General features: G+C 62.3%; 14 protein-coding genes and 2 rRNA genes. 2 read left to right on the top strand and 14 right to left on the bottom strand.

Going from position 1 to position 21,041, the window contains the following annotated elements; all coding sequences use genetic code 11:
* The first annotated feature begins 527 nt into the window (after positions 1–527).
* On the top strand, positions 528–2,558 hold the full coding sequence (locus ASE26_RS19905) for a TonB-dependent receptor (RefSeq protein WP_055932105.1): 2,031 nt from the start codon (positions 528–530) through the stop codon (positions 2,556–2,558).
* On the opposite strand, the gene ASE26_RS19900 is transcribed toward ASE26_RS19905, so the two are convergent.
* The 10 genes from ASE26_RS19900 to ASE26_RS19855 form a co-directional block, all read right to left on the bottom strand.
* On the bottom strand, positions 2,555–3,307 hold the full coding sequence (locus tag ASE26_RS19900; protein WP_055932102.1) for a YfaP family protein: 753 nt from the start codon (positions 3,305–3,307) through the stop codon (positions 2,555–2,557). The two genes, ASE26_RS19905 and ASE26_RS19900, sit on opposite strands and share 4 nt — an antisense overlap.
* 4 nt (positions 3,308–3,311) lie before the next feature.
* A complete protein-coding gene (locus tag ASE26_RS19895) occupies positions 3,312–4,109 on the bottom strand; it encodes a YfaP family protein (RefSeq protein WP_229208191.1) in 798 nt (265 codons plus the stop codon).
* The gene (locus ASE26_RS19890; protein WP_057246813.1) at positions 4,106–5,791 is read right to left on the bottom strand and encodes a DUF2300 domain-containing protein; all 1,686 of its coding nucleotides are present in this window, start codon (positions 5,789–5,791) and stop codon (positions 4,106–4,108) included. The genes ASE26_RS19895 and ASE26_RS19890 overlap by 4 nt, the downstream gene beginning before the upstream one ends.
* Complete coding sequence (locus ASE26_RS19885) at positions 5,791–10,377, bottom strand: alpha-2-macroglobulin (protein ID WP_229208190.1); 4,587 nt, start codon at positions 10,375–10,377, stop codon at positions 5,791–5,793. The genes ASE26_RS19890 and ASE26_RS19885 overlap by 1 nt, the downstream gene beginning before the upstream one ends.
* Positions 10,314–10,976 carry a DUF1175 family protein gene (locus ASE26_RS19880; protein ID WP_229208189.1) on the bottom strand — a complete coding sequence of 221 codons (663 nt, stop codon included), beginning with the start codon at positions 10,974–10,976 and terminating at the stop codon, positions 10,314–10,316. Before ASE26_RS19880 ends, ASE26_RS19885 begins: the two co-directional genes overlap by 64 nt.
* Positions 10,973–12,556, bottom strand: coding sequence for a DUF2138 family protein (locus ASE26_RS19875; RefSeq protein ID WP_057246811.1), 1,584 nt, complete (start codon positions 12,554–12,556; stop codon positions 10,973–10,975). Before ASE26_RS19875 ends, ASE26_RS19880 begins: the two co-directional genes overlap by 4 nt.
* Before the next feature lie 66 nt (positions 12,557–12,622).
* The gene (locus ASE26_RS19870; protein ID WP_055932091.1) at positions 12,623–13,186 is read right to left on the bottom strand and encodes a zinc-ribbon domain containing protein; all 564 of its coding nucleotides are present in this window, start codon (positions 13,184–13,186) and stop codon (positions 12,623–12,625) included.
* A complete protein-coding gene (rtcA, locus tag ASE26_RS19865) occupies positions 13,179–14,198 on the bottom strand; it encodes an RNA 3'-terminal phosphate cyclase (protein ID WP_055932088.1) in 1,020 nt (339 codons plus the stop codon). Before rtcA (ASE26_RS19865) ends, ASE26_RS19870 begins: the two co-directional genes overlap by 8 nt.
* Before the next feature lie 20 nt (positions 14,199–14,218).
* Positions 14,219–15,445 carry an RtcB family protein gene (locus ASE26_RS19860; protein ID WP_156398017.1) on the bottom strand — a complete coding sequence of 409 codons (1,227 nt, stop codon included), beginning with the start codon at positions 15,443–15,445 and terminating at the stop codon, positions 14,219–14,221.
* Positions 15,446–15,467: 22 nt separating this feature from the next.
* The gene (locus ASE26_RS19855) at positions 15,468–15,677 is read right to left on the bottom strand and encodes a hypothetical protein (RefSeq protein ID WP_055932083.1); all 210 of its coding nucleotides are present in this window, start codon (positions 15,675–15,677) and stop codon (positions 15,468–15,470) included.
* Positions 15,678–15,811: 134 nt separating this feature from the next.
* On the opposite strand from ASE26_RS19855, the gene rtcR reads away from it, so the two are divergent.
* Complete coding sequence (rtcR, locus tag ASE26_RS19850) at positions 15,812–17,410, top strand: RNA repair transcriptional activator RtcR (RefSeq protein WP_057246809.1); 1,599 nt, start codon at positions 15,812–15,814, stop codon at positions 17,408–17,410.
* Here rtcR and rtcA (ASE26_RS19845) read toward each other — a convergent pair.
* The 4 genes from rtcA (ASE26_RS19845) to rrf (ASE26_RS19830) all read right to left on the bottom strand — a co-directional run bounded on the left by rtcA (ASE26_RS19845) (position 17,407) and on the right by rrf (ASE26_RS19830) (position 20,878).
* Positions 17,407–18,429, bottom strand: a complete 1,023-nt coding sequence (rtcA, locus tag ASE26_RS19845; protein WP_057246808.1) for an RNA 3'-terminal phosphate cyclase — start codon at positions 18,427–18,429, stop codon at positions 17,407–17,409. The genes rtcR and rtcA (ASE26_RS19845) overlap by 4 nt on opposite strands.
* Positions 18,430–18,485: 56 nt before the next feature.
* Positions 18,486–20,498: an esterase-like activity of phytase family protein gene (locus ASE26_RS19840; RefSeq protein ID WP_057246807.1), complete on the bottom strand. Its 2,013-nt coding sequence runs from the start codon at positions 20,496–20,498 to the stop codon at positions 18,486–18,488.
* Between the two features lie 108 nt (positions 20,499–20,606).
* Positions 20,607–20,719, bottom strand: a 5S ribosomal RNA gene (gene rrf, locus ASE26_RS19835).
* Between the two features lie 46 nt (positions 20,720–20,765).
* Positions 20,766–20,878: ribosomal RNA gene (rrf, locus tag ASE26_RS19830) — 5S ribosomal RNA — on the bottom strand.
* Between the last annotated feature and the right edge of the window lie 163 nt (positions 20,879–21,041).

Below are 21,041 nucleotides of genomic sequence, written 5' to 3'. Positions count from 1 at the left end.
ATCGGCCATGGCGCCCACGTGGGCCTGGGCTTATTACGTTTAATATATTTGTGCGAGCGTATAACTATATTTTGAGCATCGAACCCGAAGGTTCGTGGCAATATCGTCAAACGCCCACACTTATCGACTGTTGATTTTTAAAGATCGCTGCCTTGTTTATTCGACGAAGCGTTGTGTTCGTCAGCAGCAGAGAAGCGAGATTATGCGGTACAGCGTGCAACTCGTCAACCCCTTCTTTTTCTCGTTTCGCTTACTGTTTTAACAGTGTTGCGTTGCGAGGGACAGAACTATANTCGTCAAACGCCCACACTTATCGACTGTTGATTTTTAAAGATCGCTGCCTTGTTTATTCGACGAAGCGTTGTGTTCGTCAGCAGCAGAGAAGCGAGATTATGCGGTACAGCGTGCAACTCGTCAACCCCTTCTTTTTCTCGTTTCGCTTACTGTTTTAACAGTGTTGCGTTGCGAGGGACAGAACTATAGCAAACGAAATTCACCTCTGCAAGGGGAGATGTATAGTTTCTCCCATGCCTTACATTCAAATACCTGAGCAATTGCCAATCGTCGTTGTGAGTGCCACGCGTTCGGAACGCGCGAGCTTCGACGTTCCCGCCGCAATCGATGTACTGGGGGCCGGCCGCATTCATGAAGGCCAACCACGGGTCAACGCCTCCGAAGCCCTGGCCGCTGTGCCGGGCCTGGTGGTCCAGAATCGGCAGAATTATGCGCAGGATTTGCAGATCTCTTCTCGCGGCTTCGGCGCGCGCTCCGCTTTCGGCGTTCGCGGTGTGCGCCTTATTGCGGATGGAATCCCGGCCAGCATGCCGGATGGACAAGGACAGGCAGCGACCTTCAACCTGGATATGGCAGAACGCATTGAAGTACTGCGCGGCCCATTCTCGGCCCTGTATGGTAACCATTCCGGCGGTGTAATACAGTTATTCACACGCGAAGGCAAAGGGCGCCCGACGCTGGAAACCAGCTCCAGCGCCGGCAGCGACGGTCTTCAAAAGATAGACATGTCTGCTCAGGGCAAGGCCGATGGCGTCGGCTACGCACTCGATGCCTCGCGCTTTCAAACTGACGGCTTTCGCAATCATAGTGCCGCTACGCGTGAGCAAGCACACGCAAAGTTGAACATGCATGTCGGCGGCGGCGGAAAGCTGACGCTGGTCGCGACTGGCCTGCGCCAGAAGGCCACGCAGGACCCGCTGGGCGTGACTTGGGCGACCTGGCAGCTCGATCCACGCGCGGGTGAGACCGATGCCACCGACACCTTAGCGCCCAAGCGTACGCTGGCCGAGCGCTACGACACGCGTAAAAGCATCAACCACCAGCAGGCGGGGATCACCTGGGAACAACCGATCGGCGACGCCAGGCTGCTGCTCGCCGCCTATACAGGAAACCGCCGAGTAGTACAGTACCAATCTTTCTCGCGGGGCTTCCAGGCTCCGGCGACGCACTCTGGTGGCGTTGTCGACTTCGATCGCGACTTTCACGGCGGAGAGGTACGCTGGCAGAGCGTGCTGCGGCTCGCCAATGGCATGCTCACAACTTCAGCGGGCGTTGAATATGGGGCCGCGACGGACGACCGCAAAGGGTACGAGAATTTTTCGGGAACCACACTGGGCGTGAAGGGCCGGCTGCGCCGCGACGAAGACGACTCAGTGTCCAATGTCGACCCCTATGCCCAGGCGGAATGGCAGGAAGAGCGCTGGCAAGTAACAGCCGGCTTGCGCCGCAGCCGAATCAGCGTCTCGGTGACGGATCGCTTCACCAGCAATGGCGACGACAGCGGCAAACTGCGCTTCAGCCAGGTCACGCCGTTAGCGGCGGTGCTTTACCACGCAACGCCGTCACTGAACTTCTACGTCAGTGCCGCACGCGGCTTCGAGGCACCGACGCTGAACGAGCTATTTTATTCCGGCGGCGGTGCCGGGTTTAATTTCAACCTCCGGCCCGCGCGCAGCAAGCACGTCGAAGGTGGTGCCAAGGCCATCCTGGCGCCAGGCGCCAGGATCGATGCCGCCCTCTTCGAAATTCGTACCAGCGACGAGCTGATAGTGGACTCCTCGGTCGGGGGACGTACCAGCTACCGCAATGCGGCTCGTACCGTCCGAAAAGGCGTGGAAATGTCTTTCGACACCGCATGGGGCGCAGGATTCAGCTCGCGTATTGCCCTGACATCACTGCGCGCCACCTACGAGAATGGCGCGCACCTGCCCGGCGTGGCGCGTGCCTACGGTTTCGGCGAACTGGCTTGGCGGGAAAGCGGTGGCCGCTGGGGCGCAGCGCTGGAAGGCGTGGCCAGTGCCAAGGTTTATGCGGAAGACAGCAATACCGAGCGGGCCGCTCCAGGCTACGGCCTGCTGAATCTTCGCCTGACCGCGGTACAGGCTGGAGCAGAATGGCGCGTCAGTGAATACGTTCGCCTGAATAACCTGGCCGGCAAACAGTATGTCGGATCCGTCATCGTTGGCGATGCCAACAAACGCTACTACGAGGGAGCGCCAGGCCGAAACTGGGTCGCAGGCGTCTCCGCCCGCTACCAGTTTTAGGGATAGACGAAGGATTTCACCAGGGTCAGCTCGCCCGGGGCACGCAGGGGTACCATGAAGGTTTGCTGCTTCTCGCTTGGCGTATTCTCGTTGGTGATGACAGAGACGGTGGCAACGGTAATCACCTGCTTCTCGGAATTGCCGCCGTAGTAGTTGACGTAGACATGGTAATTACCCTTGGCCGGCGCCGGGCTGGAATAGATTTCCGGGCCATAGCCGCCGGTTACGTCGACATCCAGTCCGCTGCCGTCGGGCAGCATGCGCTGGCCGAACCAGGAGTGGCCGCCATTGGGCGTTATCACGTGCAGGTCGACATCGGTGCCCGGACTGTCCCATGACAGCACAACGCGCAGGCGCGACTTGGTCTTGCCGCTGTAGCTGTCGTAGAACTGGCTGCGCGCACGGCTCTTGCCGTCCGCTGAACGCACTTCGACGCCGTTCGAGCCGGGACCGAAGATGTATGGGCGCGCAAAGCTGCCGTCTTCCTGCAATTCAAGCGGCATGGCCACGCCGTTGACGATCAGCTTGGCCGGCTTGTTCCGGCCTGCGCCCGCGATCTTGCCGCGGATCTGCGCCGTTTCGGCCTGCCCCGGCTGCATGTTCACGACGGATGCCGGGTAATTCACAGTCTGGCTGTACTGCTCCTCGCTGCCGCCCGAATGGCGCCAGCCGCTTTTTGGCGACTCAATGCTCACTTGCGCCATGGCGCATGCGGGCAACAGCAATAGCGGGAGGCAGAGTTTCTTCATGTGTTCAATATACAAAGGATTTAACAAGGGTCAGGTCGCCGATCTTGCGCAGTGGGACAACGAAGTCCTGCCGCTTTTCGCTGGGCGTGTTTTCGTTGAAGACCAGGGTGATGCGGGTAGTGATGATGGGGCGCTGGCGCGTCGCTTCGTCAAAGTGATAGCCCGAGTCGCCGAAATTGCCCCAATAGTTCACCCACACCTGGTAGGTGCCGTGCAGCGGCGAAGTCATGGTGAACATCTCCGGCCCGGGGCCGTCTACGCTATCCGCATCCAGCCCGCCGCCATTGGACAGGAACGGATTGGCAAAGAAGGCGTGCTGGCCGTCAGGCGTGATGATGTGCAGGTCGATCTCGGCCTGGTTGTCGTCCCAGGCGCCAATGATGCGCAGCCGCGGCTGCGGCCGGCCGGCGTCCGTTTCGTAGAACTGCATGCGCTTCAGCGATTTGCCGTCCGGCGAACGGATTTCCACGCTGTTGGAACCGGAGCCGAAGGCATAGCCGCGTGCATAACGGCCCTCCTGGTCGGTGTACAACGGTGTCGGGTTGCCGTTCACGATCAGTTGATGGAAGGGCCGCTTGGTGCTGATTTTTTCCAGCTGGCCGCGGATCATGGTGCGGTTCTTCTGGGCGCCGCGGTCGATCAGCGAATACGGGTAGCTGACGGCGAGCTCGCCGGACTTGTCGGTCATGCCGGCCCGGTTCCAGCCGCCGACCGGCCCGGTCATGGTCTTGTCCTGCGCCAGCAGCGGCGCGGCGGCCAGCGCCAGCATCAGTGCGGCAATATATTGGATGCATGTTTTCACATAGCCTCCAGGGAGAGGTCGTTCAGGCGGCGCGCCAGGCGCTCCACATAATCTTCATCCTGCCCGCGCGGGTGGCGGCGCAGGCCGATGTGCAGGTATTCATGCGCCAGCGTGATACGGTCTTCGCGCGCGCTTAGCGGCCGCATGAAAATGCGGTTGCGCGACTGCTCGGAATATGGCGAACCGGCGCTCAAGGCGCAAACGACAGGCATTTGCGCCGGCGCCTCATAACCGTCTTCGCGGCGCAGCATGCGCTCCCAGCGCGGCAATGCATAGGCCAGCCATTGCTCATTCTTTGCCAGCCGCGCACAAGCGGTGCCGGTGTTGCCTGCAATGGCGAGGGTGGTGCCGGGATAGGCCGCCGCCAGGATGTCATCAAAACTCCTGCCGGCGCGCGCCTGTGCCTGGGCATCGCTCCAGGCCAGGACGTTGGCTCCGGCTTTGCTGCTGTGGTAGCGCACTTGTGCGCCGTCCAGCACCAGCTGGTCGGTCCAGCGTGCAACCTCCAGGGCGGCGGCGCTGGCCGGATTGGGGCTGACGCGCTGTGTGGCGCTGCTGTCCGTAATGAACTGGCAGGACTCCGCACGGCGCGCGTTCTGCTGCAGGTAGCTGCGGGCGGCGACGGCGAAGGCACGCGCGGCCTCCATCTCAGTGGTGCTTGCTTCACGGTCGATCACGCGCGCCACATATTCGTTCACGCCCATGCGGCCGCGAACCTGCAGCTTGCCGTTTGCCGCGGCGGCAAGCGACAGCTCACCGCTGCTGCGGATCGGCAGGCTCTTGCCGTTCTCGAACTGCACCACGTAGCGGCCGCTCAGCGCACCCGGCCCAGCCAGGCCGTTCGCCGTACGCACGGCACGCACCGGGTAGCGGGTGAAATAATCGACCACTACGCAGCCGCTGTCTTCCGCCGGCTGCACCGGCGGCAGCGCTGCGGCGATTTGCGGTGCCCATTTCTGGAAGATGCCGGTGCTGCTGTCGCTGCCGCCGAACCATACTGGAGTGCCGTCGGCCAGCCAGCCCGCCGCGCCGCCCAGCCTTGCATCCTCGTTCTTGGGATGGTGCCAGGAATAGGTTTTCACGCGCAGCTGGCTGCCGAACCAGCGTACACTGCCCGCGCCGCGGCCATCCAGCACCACGCGCAGCAAGGCCGCCTCGGCTTCGGTACGGCTGGCAGCCGGAATGCTGGCCAAAACGCGCAGCAGGCTGCCGAGCGTGACCAACCGCGCCGGCTCCAGCCGCGCGGGATCGGCCAGCCAGGCGAATTCGCCGGCAGGTATGCTGCCAAGGCGGCGCTTCCAGTATTCCTGCCACGGTTTCTGCGCAATGCCCAGGCGCTCCGGCGCGAAGAACAGGCCGCAGGACTGCGCCAGCGCGGCATCGCGGCTTACGCTGCCGCCGGCGTCGCAGCAATACACTTCCTCCTGCTTGCGGCCGCCGCAATTGTAGTCCGGCGTAGCAAGCTTGCTGTCCACCGCGTAGACGTAGACAAACAGCTTCCACAGGCTGCCAAGCGGGATCTCCGAGCTGGCGGCCATCGGCTGCAGCGCCGATGCGCTGCGTTGCTGCAGTTGCACTGCCTGTACCTTGCCGTCACGCCACCACGCCAGGTCGAGCGAGGCCGCCGCCGCGACAGGCGCGGCGCTGGCCAACAACAAGGCGGGCAGCAGGCGTTGCAGCATTACTCGACTTTCAGCGTACGCGTGGTCTTGCCGCCGCCCTCGAAGGCTTTTTGCTCCGGCTGGTACATGCGGTGGAAGCGCGTTGGCGGCAAGGTGTAGCTGCCTTTCTGGCCGAAGCGCAGCAGGTGGCGCACGACGACTTCGCCGCTCAGCGGCTCGATCGGCACGGCATAGCCGTCGCGGCGCTCGACGTGGCGCGCGCGCTCCAGCTGCACCGGCTCGTCGCCCGCCAGCTTCATGCCCCAGGTGGTCGATTCAACCATTGCGCCCGGCGGCAGGGCCACTTCCAGCAGGCCGAAACGATGCGAAGCGCTGCCTGCCTTGAGCTTGATTTCGTCCATGTACAGTTCGTCCGTGCGCAATGCTTCGCCCGGCTTGACCAGTTCCATGGTGTAGCCCTTGGAGCCGGCCTTAATGCGCAGGATACGGCGCTCGATGCCGACGTCCAGCGCGTGCTGTTCGACGGCGCGGCTGTCGTATTGCACGATGGCGACGGTACCGGCCGGCGCGGCTTGCGCCAGCTTCAGTTGCTCCGGCAGCGCCTTGGCGTCGGTCCAGCGCCATACCGGCTGGCCGCTGCGGCTATCCAGTTGCTGCCATGCGCCTTCCACGGCGGCGACAGGCGGCCTTGCGGCAGGCGAGCCGCCCAGTTTCTTCTGCACCCAGACCAGGGTCAGTGCCCGGTCCATGGTCGGCATGTCGGCACGCACGGACGACAGCACGGCGTCAGCTTGCGCGGCAGGCAGTTCGCCGGCCAGCATCAGCAGGGCCTGCGCTACCGGCGCCGGCGAGGCGTGCAGTGCGGCCCATGCCTGCGGCAACTGCTGCTGCAAGGCCGGCGGCAAGGCGATGCCGTTCTGCGCTGCGACAACCGATGCCAGGCCGACCGCCATGGCGCGCGTTACGCTGTCCTGGCCATCCGCCAGCAGGACGCTGCTGGTGACGCCTTGCTTGCGCGGTGCGGAGCCGACGTCCAGGTTGGCACTATCGGCAACCAGGCTTTCCGCCAGCGTCTTCGTTGGCAAGCCCATTTCATGCATCATCCACAAGCTCATGGCGCGCTCCAGCGGGCCATTATTCTTGCCATGCTCGGTATAGACGCTGACCAGGTTGTTCCAGTGCTCGCCCGGCAGCTCCAGGCGCAGGGCGCGCGAAGCATACCAGTCGGCGTAGTAGGCGTAGGACGTCATCAGTGCATCGCCCTGCGTTGCCGGGCCCCACCAGCTGAAGATCGCATTCGGGCCGGCCATCGAGACCAGGCGCAGGCGCTGCGCCTGCATGATCGCCATCAGGCGCTCGCGTACTGGGCCGGCGTCCGCTGGCATGCTTTGCGCTGCCATGGTCAGCGGGATCAGGCGGCTGGCCGTCTGTTCCACGCAGCCGTATGGGTACTCGATCAGGTCATCGGCAATGCGGGCAAAGTGGCTTGCAGCGCCTTGCGCGAACGAGACGCGGATATTGCGTGCATCGGCCGGCAGTTTCAACGCGTTGTCGGTGCCGGCCAGCGTCACGCTCATGCTGCGCGGGCTGCTCCAGGCGGCAGGCTGCTCCTGCACCTTGGTGTCGAGCGCATCCACCAGTTTGCCGTCCTGCTTCACTTCCAGGCGCAGCGGTGCGCTACCGACTGCAACCGGGAACTCAACGTAATTCACGCCAGGCTTGGCAGAGAGCTTCTCCACCTTGGGTTGCGGACCACCGGAGAGCGTCACTTCCAGCGGCTTCGTCTCGCTGGTCTGGTTGAAGATGGCGACGGATGCGCGCGGCGCATCGCCGGTGCGCAGCCAGTCCGGTGCGGTCCACTTGGAGTAGAAGGACTTGTCGGAGCGCAGGTAGCCGGTGCGCTGGCCAACGCGGCCCTGCGCATCCATCGCGCGGCCGGTGATGCGCCAGCGGGTCAGGGCATCCGGCATAGTGAAGGTAACGCGCGCCTTGCCGTCGGCGTCGGTCTTCAACGACGGCGCCCAGAAGGCGGTATCGACGTTGTCGCGGCGCGGGCGTTCCAGCACTTTCACGCCACGCTCGTTGTAGTTATGGCGCCCCGGCACGTTCTGTTGGCGGCCCTGCGCCATGTCGTAGCTGATGAAGGACAGGCTGGCCGTGGTGCGTACATTGTTGCGGCGCGGATGATAGAAGAAGTCCGAAATATCGGGTGCGATTTCCGGCTGCAGGACGTAGATCATTTCATCCACCACGCCCAGCGCCACCAGGGTGGACAGCGGCTTGCCATCGAGCTGCGCCGTCACGTCCAGCGTGACTTTTTCGCCCGGCTGGTAAACCTCCTTGTCGGTCTTGAAGCTCAGCGCAATGCGCGGCTCGATCACCTGCAGGCCGGCGTTCTGGAACACGAAGTCGCCGTTGCGCGTGTAGGCCACGGAGAAGGTCATGTTCGGGCCATGCTCCTCCTTCACAGGAATGCGCACGCGCCACTGGTTCTTCGCCACGCGCTTGGCCTGGTACCAGTCTGCGCCGCCACTCATCAGGCCATACTGCTCGACCTTGTCGCGCTCCATGGTCAGCAAGGCCTGGTCGATAGGGTCGGAGAAGGTCACCAGCGCTTCGGCGGTCTCACCTGGGCGATAGCGCGCCTTGTCCATCACGATCTCGATGCTGCCCGGCGCGGCCTGCAAGCCTTCGCCGCTGACCCAATGGCTGGCGCCTGCCAGCAGGTTGCCGCGCTCATCGCGCAGCGAAAGCTGGTAGGAGCCCGCCTTGGCGAAGTTCACATCCCAGCCCTTGGCGGCCGGATCGAATTTGCCTTCGGTCTTTTCCTGCTTTTCGAGCTGCACCATCTCCCAGCGCACCGGGCGTGCGGCCCCCTGGCCATCGGCCACCAGGTCGAAGTGCACCTGCTGGCCTGGTTCGGAGAAGGAACGCGCCGCCTTCAGCTGGTAGCTGCTGATGGAGCGTTCGATCATCAGCTCGCGCGTGGCCTTGACGCGGTAAGCCGCGCCGTCGGTTGCCATCACGGTCAGTACGTAGCGCGACGGGTCCGTCGCTGGCGGCAGCGTGAAAGCGTAGTCGCCGCTGCGGTCGGTTTCCGCCTCCTCGGACTTCAACTGCACGGGGAACAGGCCGCTGTAACGCAGCTCGCCTTCCACCATGGTGTTCTGCTGGCCGCGCAGGGACAGCGACAGCTTGGCATTCTTGACCGGCTTGCCGTCCGGGTAGCGCAGCGAAATGGTGCCGCTGACTTTTTCGCCGGTCTTGAATTCCGGCTTGGCCGGCTGGACATTGATTTCGAAGTGCGGCTTGACGTATTCCGCCACGCGGAAAGCCGCGCCGTACAGGCCGTCCTTGTAGCTGAAACGCAGCTCATAGCCGCCGGCAGCAGCCTGCTCCGGCAGGCGGAAGCGGGCTTCCGTACCCGTTTCCGGGGACAGCTGCAGGGTTTGCGTCAGCACCGGCGTGCCGTTCGGATCGAACACGGTCAGGCCGATAGGCGCGGCAGCTGCCGCTTGAGACAGGCGCGCCGATTTGAATTCGCGGCCGAGGAACTTGACGTTCACTTCGTCGCCCGGACGGTACAGCGGACGATCGGTCACCGCATACATCTTGGTGTTATAGATCTCGCTGTCGTAGTAGAAGTTTTCCGACACGAACACGCCGCCGCTGCGGTCTTCGCCGATCACATAGGTGTGCTCAGGGCTGCTGCGCTCCATCGACACCACGCCATCCTTGGCGGTCCTGCCGGATTGGAGCACGCCGGTGCCGTCGGTCCACATCACGTCGGCATCCGCCACGGCTGCGCTGTTGTCGCGGCGCGCGGCCCATACCAGCATCTGGCCGGACGACACCTTGGTCACCGCCATGGTGTCGGAGACGAATACCAGGGTGGTAGCGCGGTGCTGGCCGATAATGGCTTCCACCAGGTACAGGCCCGGCTTGCGCTTGCCGACCGGGATCATCACATTGCCGCTATTGCCTGCAATGAATTCGCTGCTGGAGCCGTCCATCTTCACGCCCTTCGGCGGCTCGATCGCCTTCGCCTGCCAGATTGGATAGCGGAAGCTGTCCACCATCTCGAAGCCCTTGATCGGCTTGTACTGGGGATTGCTGGCAAACACGGTGGCGCGCTTCATTGCTTCGCCGTTCGTCGCCAGCCTGGGCTGGTTGGTGGTCACGGCGTGGCGTGCCTCGGACGAGAAGATGCTGCGCCATGCCAGGCGCGACTGCTTCCACCAGCTATCCCACAGGAAGCTCAGGGCATTGGCCAGGCCCTCGCCCTGGTAATTACCGTCCACCTGCACGCGGTGCAGGTTGCGCTGCTTCTTCAGGAACTCCAGCGGCTGCGGCACGCGGTAAACCACGATGTCGGCGCCGGAATACTGTTCCAGCTGCGAGCGCCCGAAGTCGCGGCCCGGCACCTCCAGGCGCACGCGCGCTTCATCCGTGCTGCCATAGCTGGCATCGGACAGGAGGAAGAATGGCTCTCCCTTGAACAGCGTGTAGCCGCTGGACGGTGCCTCCTGTGCTTGCGCACCTGCCAGCGCAGTCAGCGCCAGCAGGCCTGCGAGGCACAGCTTCAGGACAGAAATGACAGCCGGAATACGCCGGCGAAGTTGGGATTGTTGACCGCTGGTTGCCACCGCGTGTCCTTCCATGTCGTTAGTTGTTGAATATCGACGGTACGAAGACCGTTATCTGTTGGGGTGACGGTGCCCGTGTGGTAAGCGATATGCGCCCCCATCCACACCATCAAATGTTGTTCGTCGCCCTGGTCGTAGAACAGCAGGTCGCCCGGGAGCGCCTGGCTGATCTCGCGCGCCACAAAGCGGCTGTTGTGCTGTACCAGAGCCAGCGCCGTGACGAAAGGCCCTACCTTGCCCTCGCCTTGCAGCCAGCGGTTGCGCAAAGCCGCCTGCTGCGGCGTCAAGTCCAGTTCAGGCGGCAGGCGGCGGTCGCTGGCGATGCCGTTGGCGCGCATCCACCTGGCGTCATGCGCTGACAAGGCTTCGTTGACGGCAAAGCGCACCAGGCCCGCGCAGTCGCGATGCTGCCAGCGCGGCGACGGTCCTTGTTCGACCTGGGCGCTGATAATGCGCAGCATCCACGCCTGGAAGGCGCGCGACTGTGCCTGCGACAGGCGAACCTGCGCATCCCTGGCGCTGGTCAGCGCCAGCACCTGCGGCGCCGCTACGGCGGCGGCGCAAGCTGCCAGCAGGCGCAGCGTACTGCGGCGCTTCATTTGCCCGTTGCCTGCCATTCCAGCGGCTGCCACGCAATGCCCTTGGCCGGCACGGACTTCAGCACCATGCGGTAAGGCGGGTATTTTTTCAGCGCTTGCAGGCGCGGCACCAGGTGAGCATCGACCGCGCCTCGCAGCACGGGCTCGCGCTGGCTAGGCAGGGTGTTGAAGCTCTCCACTTCGATCAGCCTGGCCAGGGAGGCCGGAGCGATCATGCCAACGGTGTGTTTGGCGTCCGGCAGCAAGTCCGAAGCGGCGGGCATTTCCTTGCGCTTCACGGCCAGCACCTGGTCAACCAGCTTGCCGTCCGCCGAAAACACCACCGTGTTGCCGCTGATGGCCAGCGTTGGCGTGGTAGCGCCCTGCGCGGTGGAAACCGCCCCACTCCAACGCAATTCGCCCTTCTTGCCTTGCTGTTTCTGGACGCTCTTGCCGTCGCGGATCGCCGTCTGGAATAGGCTTTCGAACAGCGCCTCATTGCCGCCGGCGCGGTTAGCCACGAATACCGGCGTGTGCAGGCGGGAGTTGCCGTACCAGCAAGCGGCGACAGGGCCACTCAGCTCGGTCGCAAGCGGCAGTACCGGCTGGCTGGTCTTGCCGCCGATGCTTTTCAGCACCGGCTGCAGGCTGGTCCAGTCCACCGGCAGCGCGAAGCAGCTGCTTGGGTTGTATGGCAGCGCGCTCCACAGGGCACTGCTGTCATAGCCATCCTTTGGCAGTTTTGCCGCGTCGAGCAGCATCTGCGAGCGCCAGGCGCCCTTGCTGAAATCGAAGCGCAGTGCCTCCAGGCCGCTGAAGAACGGCTGGTAGCCAAAGGACAGGAAATCGGCCTTGATGGCGATGCTGTGGCCATCCTGCGCCGCCTTCTCAAAGTGGAACTGGTCGTGGAAGACCTTCTGCTGCGCGGCGTCCTTGCCCAGCAGCTTGGCGACGGTGGTTTGCGCCGTATCGTCGCTCACCTTGCGATCGGAACCATACAGCATGCCCGGGTTGGACAGGATCACCATGCGGTCGCCGTGCGCCGCGAACAGCAGGTTGCGCTGGTAGGCATAGTTCAACGCATACACCGGCACCTTGTCGCCATCGACGCGCAATTCGCCGGCGATGGTAAGCTGCGTATCCTTCAGCGCCACTTTGCCCGCTTCCTCGAGCACGCGCGCCAGCTTGCCGCGCGAAACGGAGATCACGTAGTGTTTGAGCGAGCCATCGGCATCGCGCCACATGGCCACTTCCGCAGGTTCGTCCAGCACCATGCGGATCAACTGGTCGCCCCAGCCCAGTTCATGCTCGTAGGCGATGCGGCGCAGGCTGCCCTTCAGGCCCAGGCGGTCTTCGGTCTGCTCGTAATAAAACAGGAAGTCCTCGCGCAGCACGTCGCGCGCCAGCGGCACGGTCAGCAAATCACGCGGCAGGCTGGAAAGGCTCGTCGTAACGACCAGCGCGTCCGGCTTGGACAGGTCGATCTTCAGGCTGTTGACAGGGCCATTCATGGCGCCCCAGCCAAAAGCCCGGTAGGCGAAAACGCCGCCGGCAACGACAACAACTGCCGCGGCGATCTTGGCCAAAGTCTTTTTGTTCATGGCGGGTCCAGCAAAGTTATATTAAATACAACGACGCCGAATTTTGCCACGGAGTAACCAAATTAGCTAGCTAATTTCGCCAATCGTGCGAGCGGATTGCAGTAATAGCTGGAGCGTTTTTGTGCCCGCGTACTCGGGTATCTGCTTCAACGCTGCGTTTTTGATCCTTCCCAGGTGGGACAGGTTTTTCAGTTTCCCCTGCTGGAACAGGAAAATGCAGTCATCCACAAAGTGCATCATTTCCTTGCGCGACAGCGAGTCGCGCGCCTGGAACTCAGAGTAGCGCTCCATATGGCGCTTGTCCGCGCGTTGCTTGCGACGGCACTCCACACAGCGCACGCAATCGACGTCAATGAAGAATCCCCGCGTTTCGTACCAGTCTCGCTGCTCGCGTGCATAGAATATGAACGCACGCGAACACTCGACGCAGGTTTTCAGCATGTCCACATAATACGGACGCGGAAAGACCGCGTAGCGCTGCACACTCAAGTCGGCACGAAGGGCTGTCTGCGGAAAAATATGTGCGCTACCGTAACGCCAGTAAGACCCGCGCACTTCCTGCTCTGTGAGTATGAGTTGCGAACGCGGCGGCTTCCCGCGATAACGAGGATGCGGCACCAGATCATCCACGCTTTACCTCGCAATGGCTGCACGTATCGCGCTTCTCGAACGCGATCGAGACCGGCAGGAAGCGCGCGATGACTTCGGCGTTGGTGCGCGTGTGCTGCGACAGCACGTCCATGGTGAAGCTGCCGCCGCCGGCCAACGCCATCGGGACCAGCAACTGGTCCGCCAGATGCTCGCTGACCGCAGCACCCGATGCGATGAAGCGGCGAGCCTGTGCCACTGCGTCGCGCGCCACCTCCTCCGAGCGCCGGGCCTTTTCGCCGAAAGCGACGAAGACTTCCGTCACATGCTCGTGGTCCAGCGTAATCAGCAGCGCGTTGCCCGGGCCCCAGCTATCGGGCAGGGTCCTGAAGCGCAACTGCTCGCCGGACCAGCCCATGGCGCTTGCCACACAATCGAGCTCGCGCTTGGCGACGCCGCCCGGCACGGCAGCGACCAGGCTTTCCGCATACGCTTCGCGCCGTTCGCCGCGTGCTTCCAGCGCCAATCGGCGCCAGGTCGCCAGCGGCTTCACGGTGGCCCGTACCGCGCCGCCGCCCGCCGGATAAAAGCCCGCGCGCTCCAGCACGAATTCAACTTGCGCACCCATCTCGGCCATGGCGCGGCCATAAGCGCGCTGCAGGAATTCCGCCGGCGGCGCCTTGGAATTATGAGTGCCGCCGCTGACGCGCACTACCGACTCGCCCGGTGCGTACAGCAGCGCCGGCACCACGGTTTGCAGCACCAGCGTCGAGCTGCCTGCCGTACCGATCTGGAATTCATACACGCCAGCCTTGATCGCACCCGGCGCGAACGCCAGGCTGGTCGAGCCCAGCGCATCGCCTTCAACCTTCGCTCCGGAGATTTCGGCCGCCGCCTTGACCGAAGCCAGGTGCTGCCGCATCAAGCCCGGCTTCGAGCGATTGGCCCGGATGTTCGAGATACGGAACGGCTGGCCGGTAATCATCGAGAGCGTCAGCGCAGTGCGCAGCACCTGGCCGCCGCCCTCCCCTTGGGATCCATCAATTTCAATCATTCTTCTTTTTATCCTTGTTCTTACCCTTTTACGCACACCACCTGTTTCAGGGTATGCACAACTTCAACCAGCTCTTCCTGCGCCTTCATGACCGCCTCGATGTCCTTATAGGCCATCGGGATTTCGTCGATCACGCCTTCGTCCTTGCGGCACTCGACGCCCTCGGTCGCCTTCACCTGGTCTTCCAGCGAGAAGCGGCGCTTCGCCTCGTTACGGCTCATGGTACGGCCGGCGCCGTGGCTGCAGCTATTGAAGCTCTCCGGGTTGCCTTTACCGCGCACGATAAAGCTCTTGGCTCCCATCGAGCCCGGAATGATCCCCAGCTCGCCTTCACGCGCCGACACCGCGCCCTTACGGGTCACCAGCACGTCCTTACCGAAGTGGCGCTCTTTCTGCACATAGTTGTGGTGGCAGTTCACTGCTTCCACGTGCGTCTGGAACGGCTTGGTGATGACGGTGCGCACGGACGCGATCAGGTTCTGCATCATCACCTCGCGGTTCATGCGGGCGAATTTCTGCGCCCAGCCCACCGCTTCAACGTAGTCGTCATAGTGCTGGGTACCTTCTTCCAGGTAGGCCAGGTCTTTATCCGGCAGGTTGGCGATATGGGTGCGCATATCCTGCTGCGCCAGTTCGATGAAGTGGGAGCCGATGGCATTACCCACTCCGCGCGAGCCGGAGTGCAGCATGAACCACACCGAACCTTCTTCATCCAGGCACACCTCAACGAAGTGGTTACCCGAACCCAGGGTACCCAGGTGGCGATAGTTGTTGGTGTTCTTCAGCTTCGGCGTTTTCTGGCAGATCACGTCGAATTCATCCTTCAGCTGGCCCCATGCCACATCCACGGCCGAAGGAGGGTTTTCCCACGAACCGCGGTCGCGGCCGCGGAATTTCGGCGTCAAGCCGTGCGGGATCGCTTTTTCAATCGCGCTACGCAGTGGGCCCAGGTTATCCGGCAGGTCACGCGCATTCAGCGTGGTCTTGGCGGCCATCATCCCGCAGCCGATATCCACGCCGACCGCCGCCGGGATAATCGCACCCAGGGTCGGGATCACGCTACCGATGGTCGAACCTTTACCCAGGTGGACGTCCGGCATCACTGCAATATGCTTGTAGATGAAGGGCATCTTGGCCGTATTGGCCAATTGCTGGCGCGCTTCCGATTCAACCGGCACGCCCTTGGTCCACATCTTCACCGGGCTACCACCCGACACTTCCATCACTTCGAATTCTTTATCTTTCATCATAACTCTCATCTTCTAACGATTAATCTGCGCCGACAAGGGTGGAGACCACGCCATTCCATACCGTGCGGCCTTTGCCGGGGAGCGGCTCGGCATGCCAGCTGACGGTTGTGTGGCGGCGGCTGGTGGAAATATTCATCGCCGTGTGCACGCCGCCGTAGCTGCGTTTTACGGTTTTTTTGCCAACTGCGCCGGCACTGATGGTCCAAGCCTTGATTTGTGATTCCGCCATTTTGATCTCCTTTCGTCTTTGCGTACCTCTACCATTGCAAAGGGCGTGCCAGCTTGCTAAGTCATTGATAAATATAGATTCATGGAAATTAATGAATGTGGTAAATTATCTGAAAAGATAAATATTTATACGCGATGAAAAAGAAGATAGTCATCCTTGGTTTCCTCGGCACGCAACTGGACGGCGGACCGCGCACCCCGGCGCGATGGGAGAAATGGCGCCCGAGCATCTCGCTGCTGCAGCATGAAGACCTGGTGGTCGACCGGTTCGAACTGCTGGCCAGCGCTCATCACGACAGCCTGGCGCGGCAGGTCGAGGAGGACATGCACACCATTTCACCCGAGACGGTGGTGCAGCGCCACACGCTGCCGATCAGCGACTGGTGGGATTTCGAAGATGTCTACAGCCAGCTTTTCGACTTCGCGCGCAATTACCGCTTCGATACCGAGAACGAGGAATACTGGGTCCACATCACCACCGGTACCCACGTCGCGCAGATTTGCCTGTTCCTGATGACGGAGGCGCGCTACTTCCCCGGCCGCCTGCTGCAGACTTCCCCACCGCGCCGCGTTGCTCCCGGCAAGATGGGCGAGTACACGCTGATTGATCTGGACCTGTCGCGCTACGACCAGATTGCGCAGCGCTTCTCCAATGCGCAGCGCGAGGGCGTGGAATTCCTGAAGTCCGGCATCGCGACCCGCAACCCGCACTTCAACCTCCTGATCGACGAGATCGAGCACGTGGCAGCGCGTTCGCGCGCACCGATGCTGCTGATGGGGCCAACCGGGGCCGGCAAATCCTTCCTGGCGCGGCGCGTGTACGAGTTGAAGAAGGCGCGCCACCAGGTTGACGGCGCTTTCGTCGAGATCAATTGCGCCACGCTGCATGGCGACGGCGCCGGCTCAACCCTGTTCGGCCACGTGAAGGGGGCTTTCACAGGCGCCGCATCGGACCGTCCCGGCCTGCTGCGTACCGCGCACAAAGGCTTGCTGTTCCTCGACGAGATCGGCGAATTGGGGCTGGACGAGCAAGCCATGCTACTCAAGGCAGTCGAAGAGAAGCGCTTCCTGCCTATGGGTGGCGACCATGAAGTACGCAGCGATTTCCAGCTGATCGCCGGCACCAACCGCGACCTGGCGCGTGAAGTCGCTGCCGGCCGCTTCCGCGAGGACCTGTTCGCCCGCATCAACCTGTGGACCTACTCGCTGCCTGGACTGGGCGAGCGGCCGGAAGACATCGAACCGAACCTGGACTACCTGCTGGCGCAGTTCGGCGCGGAGAACGGTTCCATGGTGCGCTTCAATAGCGAGGCACGCCAGCAGTACATGCGCTTTGCGGCCTCGCCGGATGCGCTATGGAACGGCAACTTCCGCGACCTGTCGGCTTCCGTGACGCGCATGGCAACGCTGGCCGACGCCGGGCGCATTACCGCGCCGCTCGTCACTGCGGAAGTAGCGCGACTGCAGCGCCAGTGGCGCCCGTTGGTGGAAGGCGCAAAAACCACGGTGACGCTCGATGGCCTGTTCGACGAAGAAGCCCTGGAGCAGATCGATTTGTTCGATCGCGTGCAACTCGAATCCGTCATCGCTGTTTGCCGCCAGTCGAAGACCATGTCCGATGCCGGCCGCAAGCTGTTCGCCGCTTCGCGCCTTGGCAAAGCAAAGCCGAACGACGCCGATCGTTTGAAAAAATACCTGGCCCGCTTTGGCCTGGAATGGGAACAGGTCTGTTAGAGCTTGGCGCGCAGGTGGCAGGTGTTGAAACGTTCACTCTGCTCGAAACTGATCGTCACCGGCAGGAAATGGGTGATCACTTCGGCATTGGTGACCGCATGTTGCGACACATGGTCCAGCGTATAGGAACCACCGCCCGCCAGTGCCATCGGCAACATCAACTGGTCCCCCAGGTGTTCGCCCACCGCAGCACTGGAAGCCAGGTAGCGGCGTGCCTCGAGCGCCGCCTCACGCGCTACCGCCTCGGCCCGCACGCCGCGGTCACCGATGGCGGAGAACAGCTCCGTTACCGTTTCACTTTCAACGGTCAGCAGGACCGCATTACCGGGGCTGGCAGAAACAGGCGCCAGGACTTCGCGCATTTGCTCCCCGCCCCATCCCAGCAAGTTGCGCACGGTTGCGTATTGGCGCTGCGCCACCTGCGCCGGCAAGCGCGCCGCGATGGCTTGCGCAGAGGCCTGCTGCAAGCCGCCCCGGTCGAGCAAATCGAGCCGGCGCAACTGCTTGCATGGCCACACATTGGCCGAGACGCTACCGCCGCCGGCTGGGTAAAAGCCATAACGTTCGATATCGATTTCGACGTTCGCCCCCATGGCCGCCAGCACGCGGCAATAAGCGCGTTGCAGGAATTCGGCTGGAGGCGCCTTCGGATTATGCGTGCCGCCAGTCACGGTCACGGTGGCAGGCTGCTCGGCAAATAACAACGCGGGGATCAGGGTTTGCAGCACCAGGGTCGTGCTGCCGGCAGTGCCGATATCGAAGTCGTACACGCCGCCGCTTACTCTGCCGGGTTCGAATTCCAGGGAAGTCGAGCCGACTTCGGCGTGGGAGACAGAGGCGCAGCAGGCGATTGCTGCTGCGCGTACCGCCGACAGGTGCTGGCGCCGCAAGCCGGGTGGCTGGCGGTTGGCGCGGATATTACGAATGCGGAAAGCCTGTCCGGTAATCATCGACAAAGTCAGCGACGTGCGCAGGATTTGCCCACCGCCTTCGCCCGTCGAACCGTCCAGTTCAATCATCGCGCACCTCCCTGCCGGCATTATGCTGCTGCCGGCAGGGAGGCGGCGCACGAACATCAATAGGTATTCAGTGCTTTCGAGAACTTGATCAGCCACAGGCGGCTTGGGCGCTCACGGTCGTCGCCGCGCGCAACGCGGATGGTGTTGGCCGCGTTGCAGCCCGCTGCACTGCTGGTGATGATGGTGCCGTTTGCATCGACATTGCACTTGGTGACGTCGGCATCGGCCACCGCTTCACCGGCCGGCGTGAAGATTCTGGTCTTCATGCCGAAGTCATTGTCATTCGCAAGAGCCAGCGTGCTGCCGTCGACAATAGTCAGGCCCTCCGCCTTTTCAGCCAGCCAGCCGATGGCGTTCAGGTCCAGCAGCAAGGTTTTCTTCAGCGTGACCACCTTGGACCAGTCGGCGCCATTCACCGCCACCGCGCCCATCGAGCTCTTTTCCAGGTCGGAGGTAGCCGGATTGTATGCCGCGGCGTTGATATCGGTAGCGCTGCCGATTTCCACCAGCATCAGCTTGTTGAATACCTTGCCGCCTGGCGCGGCTCCTTGCTCGATCACGATGAACTTGCCGTTACCCAGTGCGACCATGTCGCCCAGCTTGGCGTTGCCGGTGCGGCCATCCGCATATTCGGCGCCATTCAAAGGGTAGGCAAACATGCGGCCGGTGCTGCCGGTCGTCGGGTCGAACTCGATCCAGCGGGTGAAGCGGGCAAAGCGCTCCACCTGTTCGCTCTTGCCGGTTACCGAATACGGCGCGCTGCCATCGGTCAGTGGGCTTTGCAGGAAACCATGCAGCTTGTCGGTTGCGGTATCCAGGGCCATGCCTTCCATGCCGCGGTTGGCGCGGCGCTTGGCAAAGATGGCAGGCAGGCCGCTGCCCGGCGCATAGCGCGACTGGATCACCCCACTTGCCGCGTCGACCTTGACGATGAAGGGGCCGTATTCATCGGACACCCACAGCGCATTGCGCTTCTTGTCGAAGGCGATGGCTTCGGTATCCAGGCCATTCGCGCTGAACACCGCCTTCGTTGCCGCGTCGTATTTCATCGAATCAAAGACCGGCACTTCAGCGGAATTACCCGGCGTGCCAGCAGGAATGGCAAGGCCAGAGCTGTTGGTCGTCGCAGAAACCTTGATCGGCAATGAAGTGTTCAACACCGCGCCACCCTTGCCGACAGTGATTATGCCGATCGATGGCGTAAAGCTTGGCGCAGGGAAGATCTTGGCGCCCATGGTTCCGCTGCCGCCTGGATTAGGCACGTTCGGACCATCGCCGTTCGGGCCACGATCGGTCAGTCCATAGAATTCCAGGTCGCCGTTGGCATTCGCGCCCTTGAAGGCAAGCGCCGAACCATAGGATGGCAGGAAACCCTGCGGGAACTCTGCCTTCACCTTGGCATCACTGCCTTCATATGGAATATAGAAGCTGCTCGCAGCCTGCACCTGGTAGCGGGTCACGGTAACGGAAGCAGCAGGCTGGGTAAACGATTCCTGCACCGGCGTACCAACTTTGGAGGCCAGCGTATCTTCGAAGTGTTCGCGCACCAACTGGCGGCGATCATCATCGATGCCACGCGCAGCATACGCGGTGCCGGCGGCAACCAAGTTGGCAGCCATGGCCTTGTTGAAGTCCGGTGCAGCAGCACCGAAATCGGCAGACTTGCTGGCCAGTGCGGCCTTCACTTCCGCCGTGATCTTGATGCCGTTGGATGGATCATTGTCTTCATCCAGCAGTTGCAGTGCCAGCAGGCGATTGACCACCTTGGCGTCCTTCACGTCGGTCACGCCGGCCAGTTGCAGCGGCGTGATCATCGATGCGCAAGCGGCGCTGCCCAGGGCAATCCCGCCTACGCTGAAGCTGACGTTGTCGCCTTCCTTGCAAATGAACTCGCCCTTGGCGCCAGTAGCCGCCTTGGCTGCAGTGCCGGCTACATAGTCCGCGCCTTCAACAGCGGCATCGACAAAGGTGCCATTGACGGAGGTTTTGACGGGTTCGGGTTCACTGCTGCCGTTGCCGCCGCAAGCGGCAAGGGCGAGTGCTAATGGAAGGAGCGACAGGGATTTCATGCTGGCCTCTGGAATTCAAAAGGCGCAGCTTAACTAGCGGAAGTGACATACCGATGACAGAAAGCAAAAAGGCCCGCTGTTTAGCGGGCCTTTTTGGCTTATTACTTAGTCTGACGATAACCTACTTTCACACTGGTTGCAGCACTATCATCGGCGCAGAGTCATTTCACGGTCCTGTTCGGGATGGGAAGGGGTGGGACTGACTTGCTGTGGTCATCAGACTGACCGGTACTTGGTTCGCGCATGGCGCGTCACCAGGAATTATTAGCTTGACGATAACCTACTTTCACACTGGTTGCAGCACTATCATCGGCGCCAAGTCGTTTCACGGTCCTGTTCGGGATGGGAAGGGGTGGTACCGACTGGCTATGGTCATCAAGCATGACTTGTGTGCAGCGCGCCTGGCGCGCTGCGCAATCTGGAAGAAGTAAAGTGGGTATCTCAAACACAGGCAAGTGCTGTATAACCGGCAAGGTTATAGGGACAAGCCGTACGGGCAATTAGTATCAGTTAGCTTAATGCATTACTGCACTTCCACACCTG

The organism is Duganella sp. Root198D2 (genome assembly GCF_001428585.1).
Taxonomy (GTDB): Bacteria; Pseudomonadota; Gammaproteobacteria; order Burkholderiales; family Burkholderiaceae_D; genus Rugamonas.
Note: the sequence above shows the minus strand (reverse complement) of the source record. Positions and strands in the feature narration are given on the sequence as shown.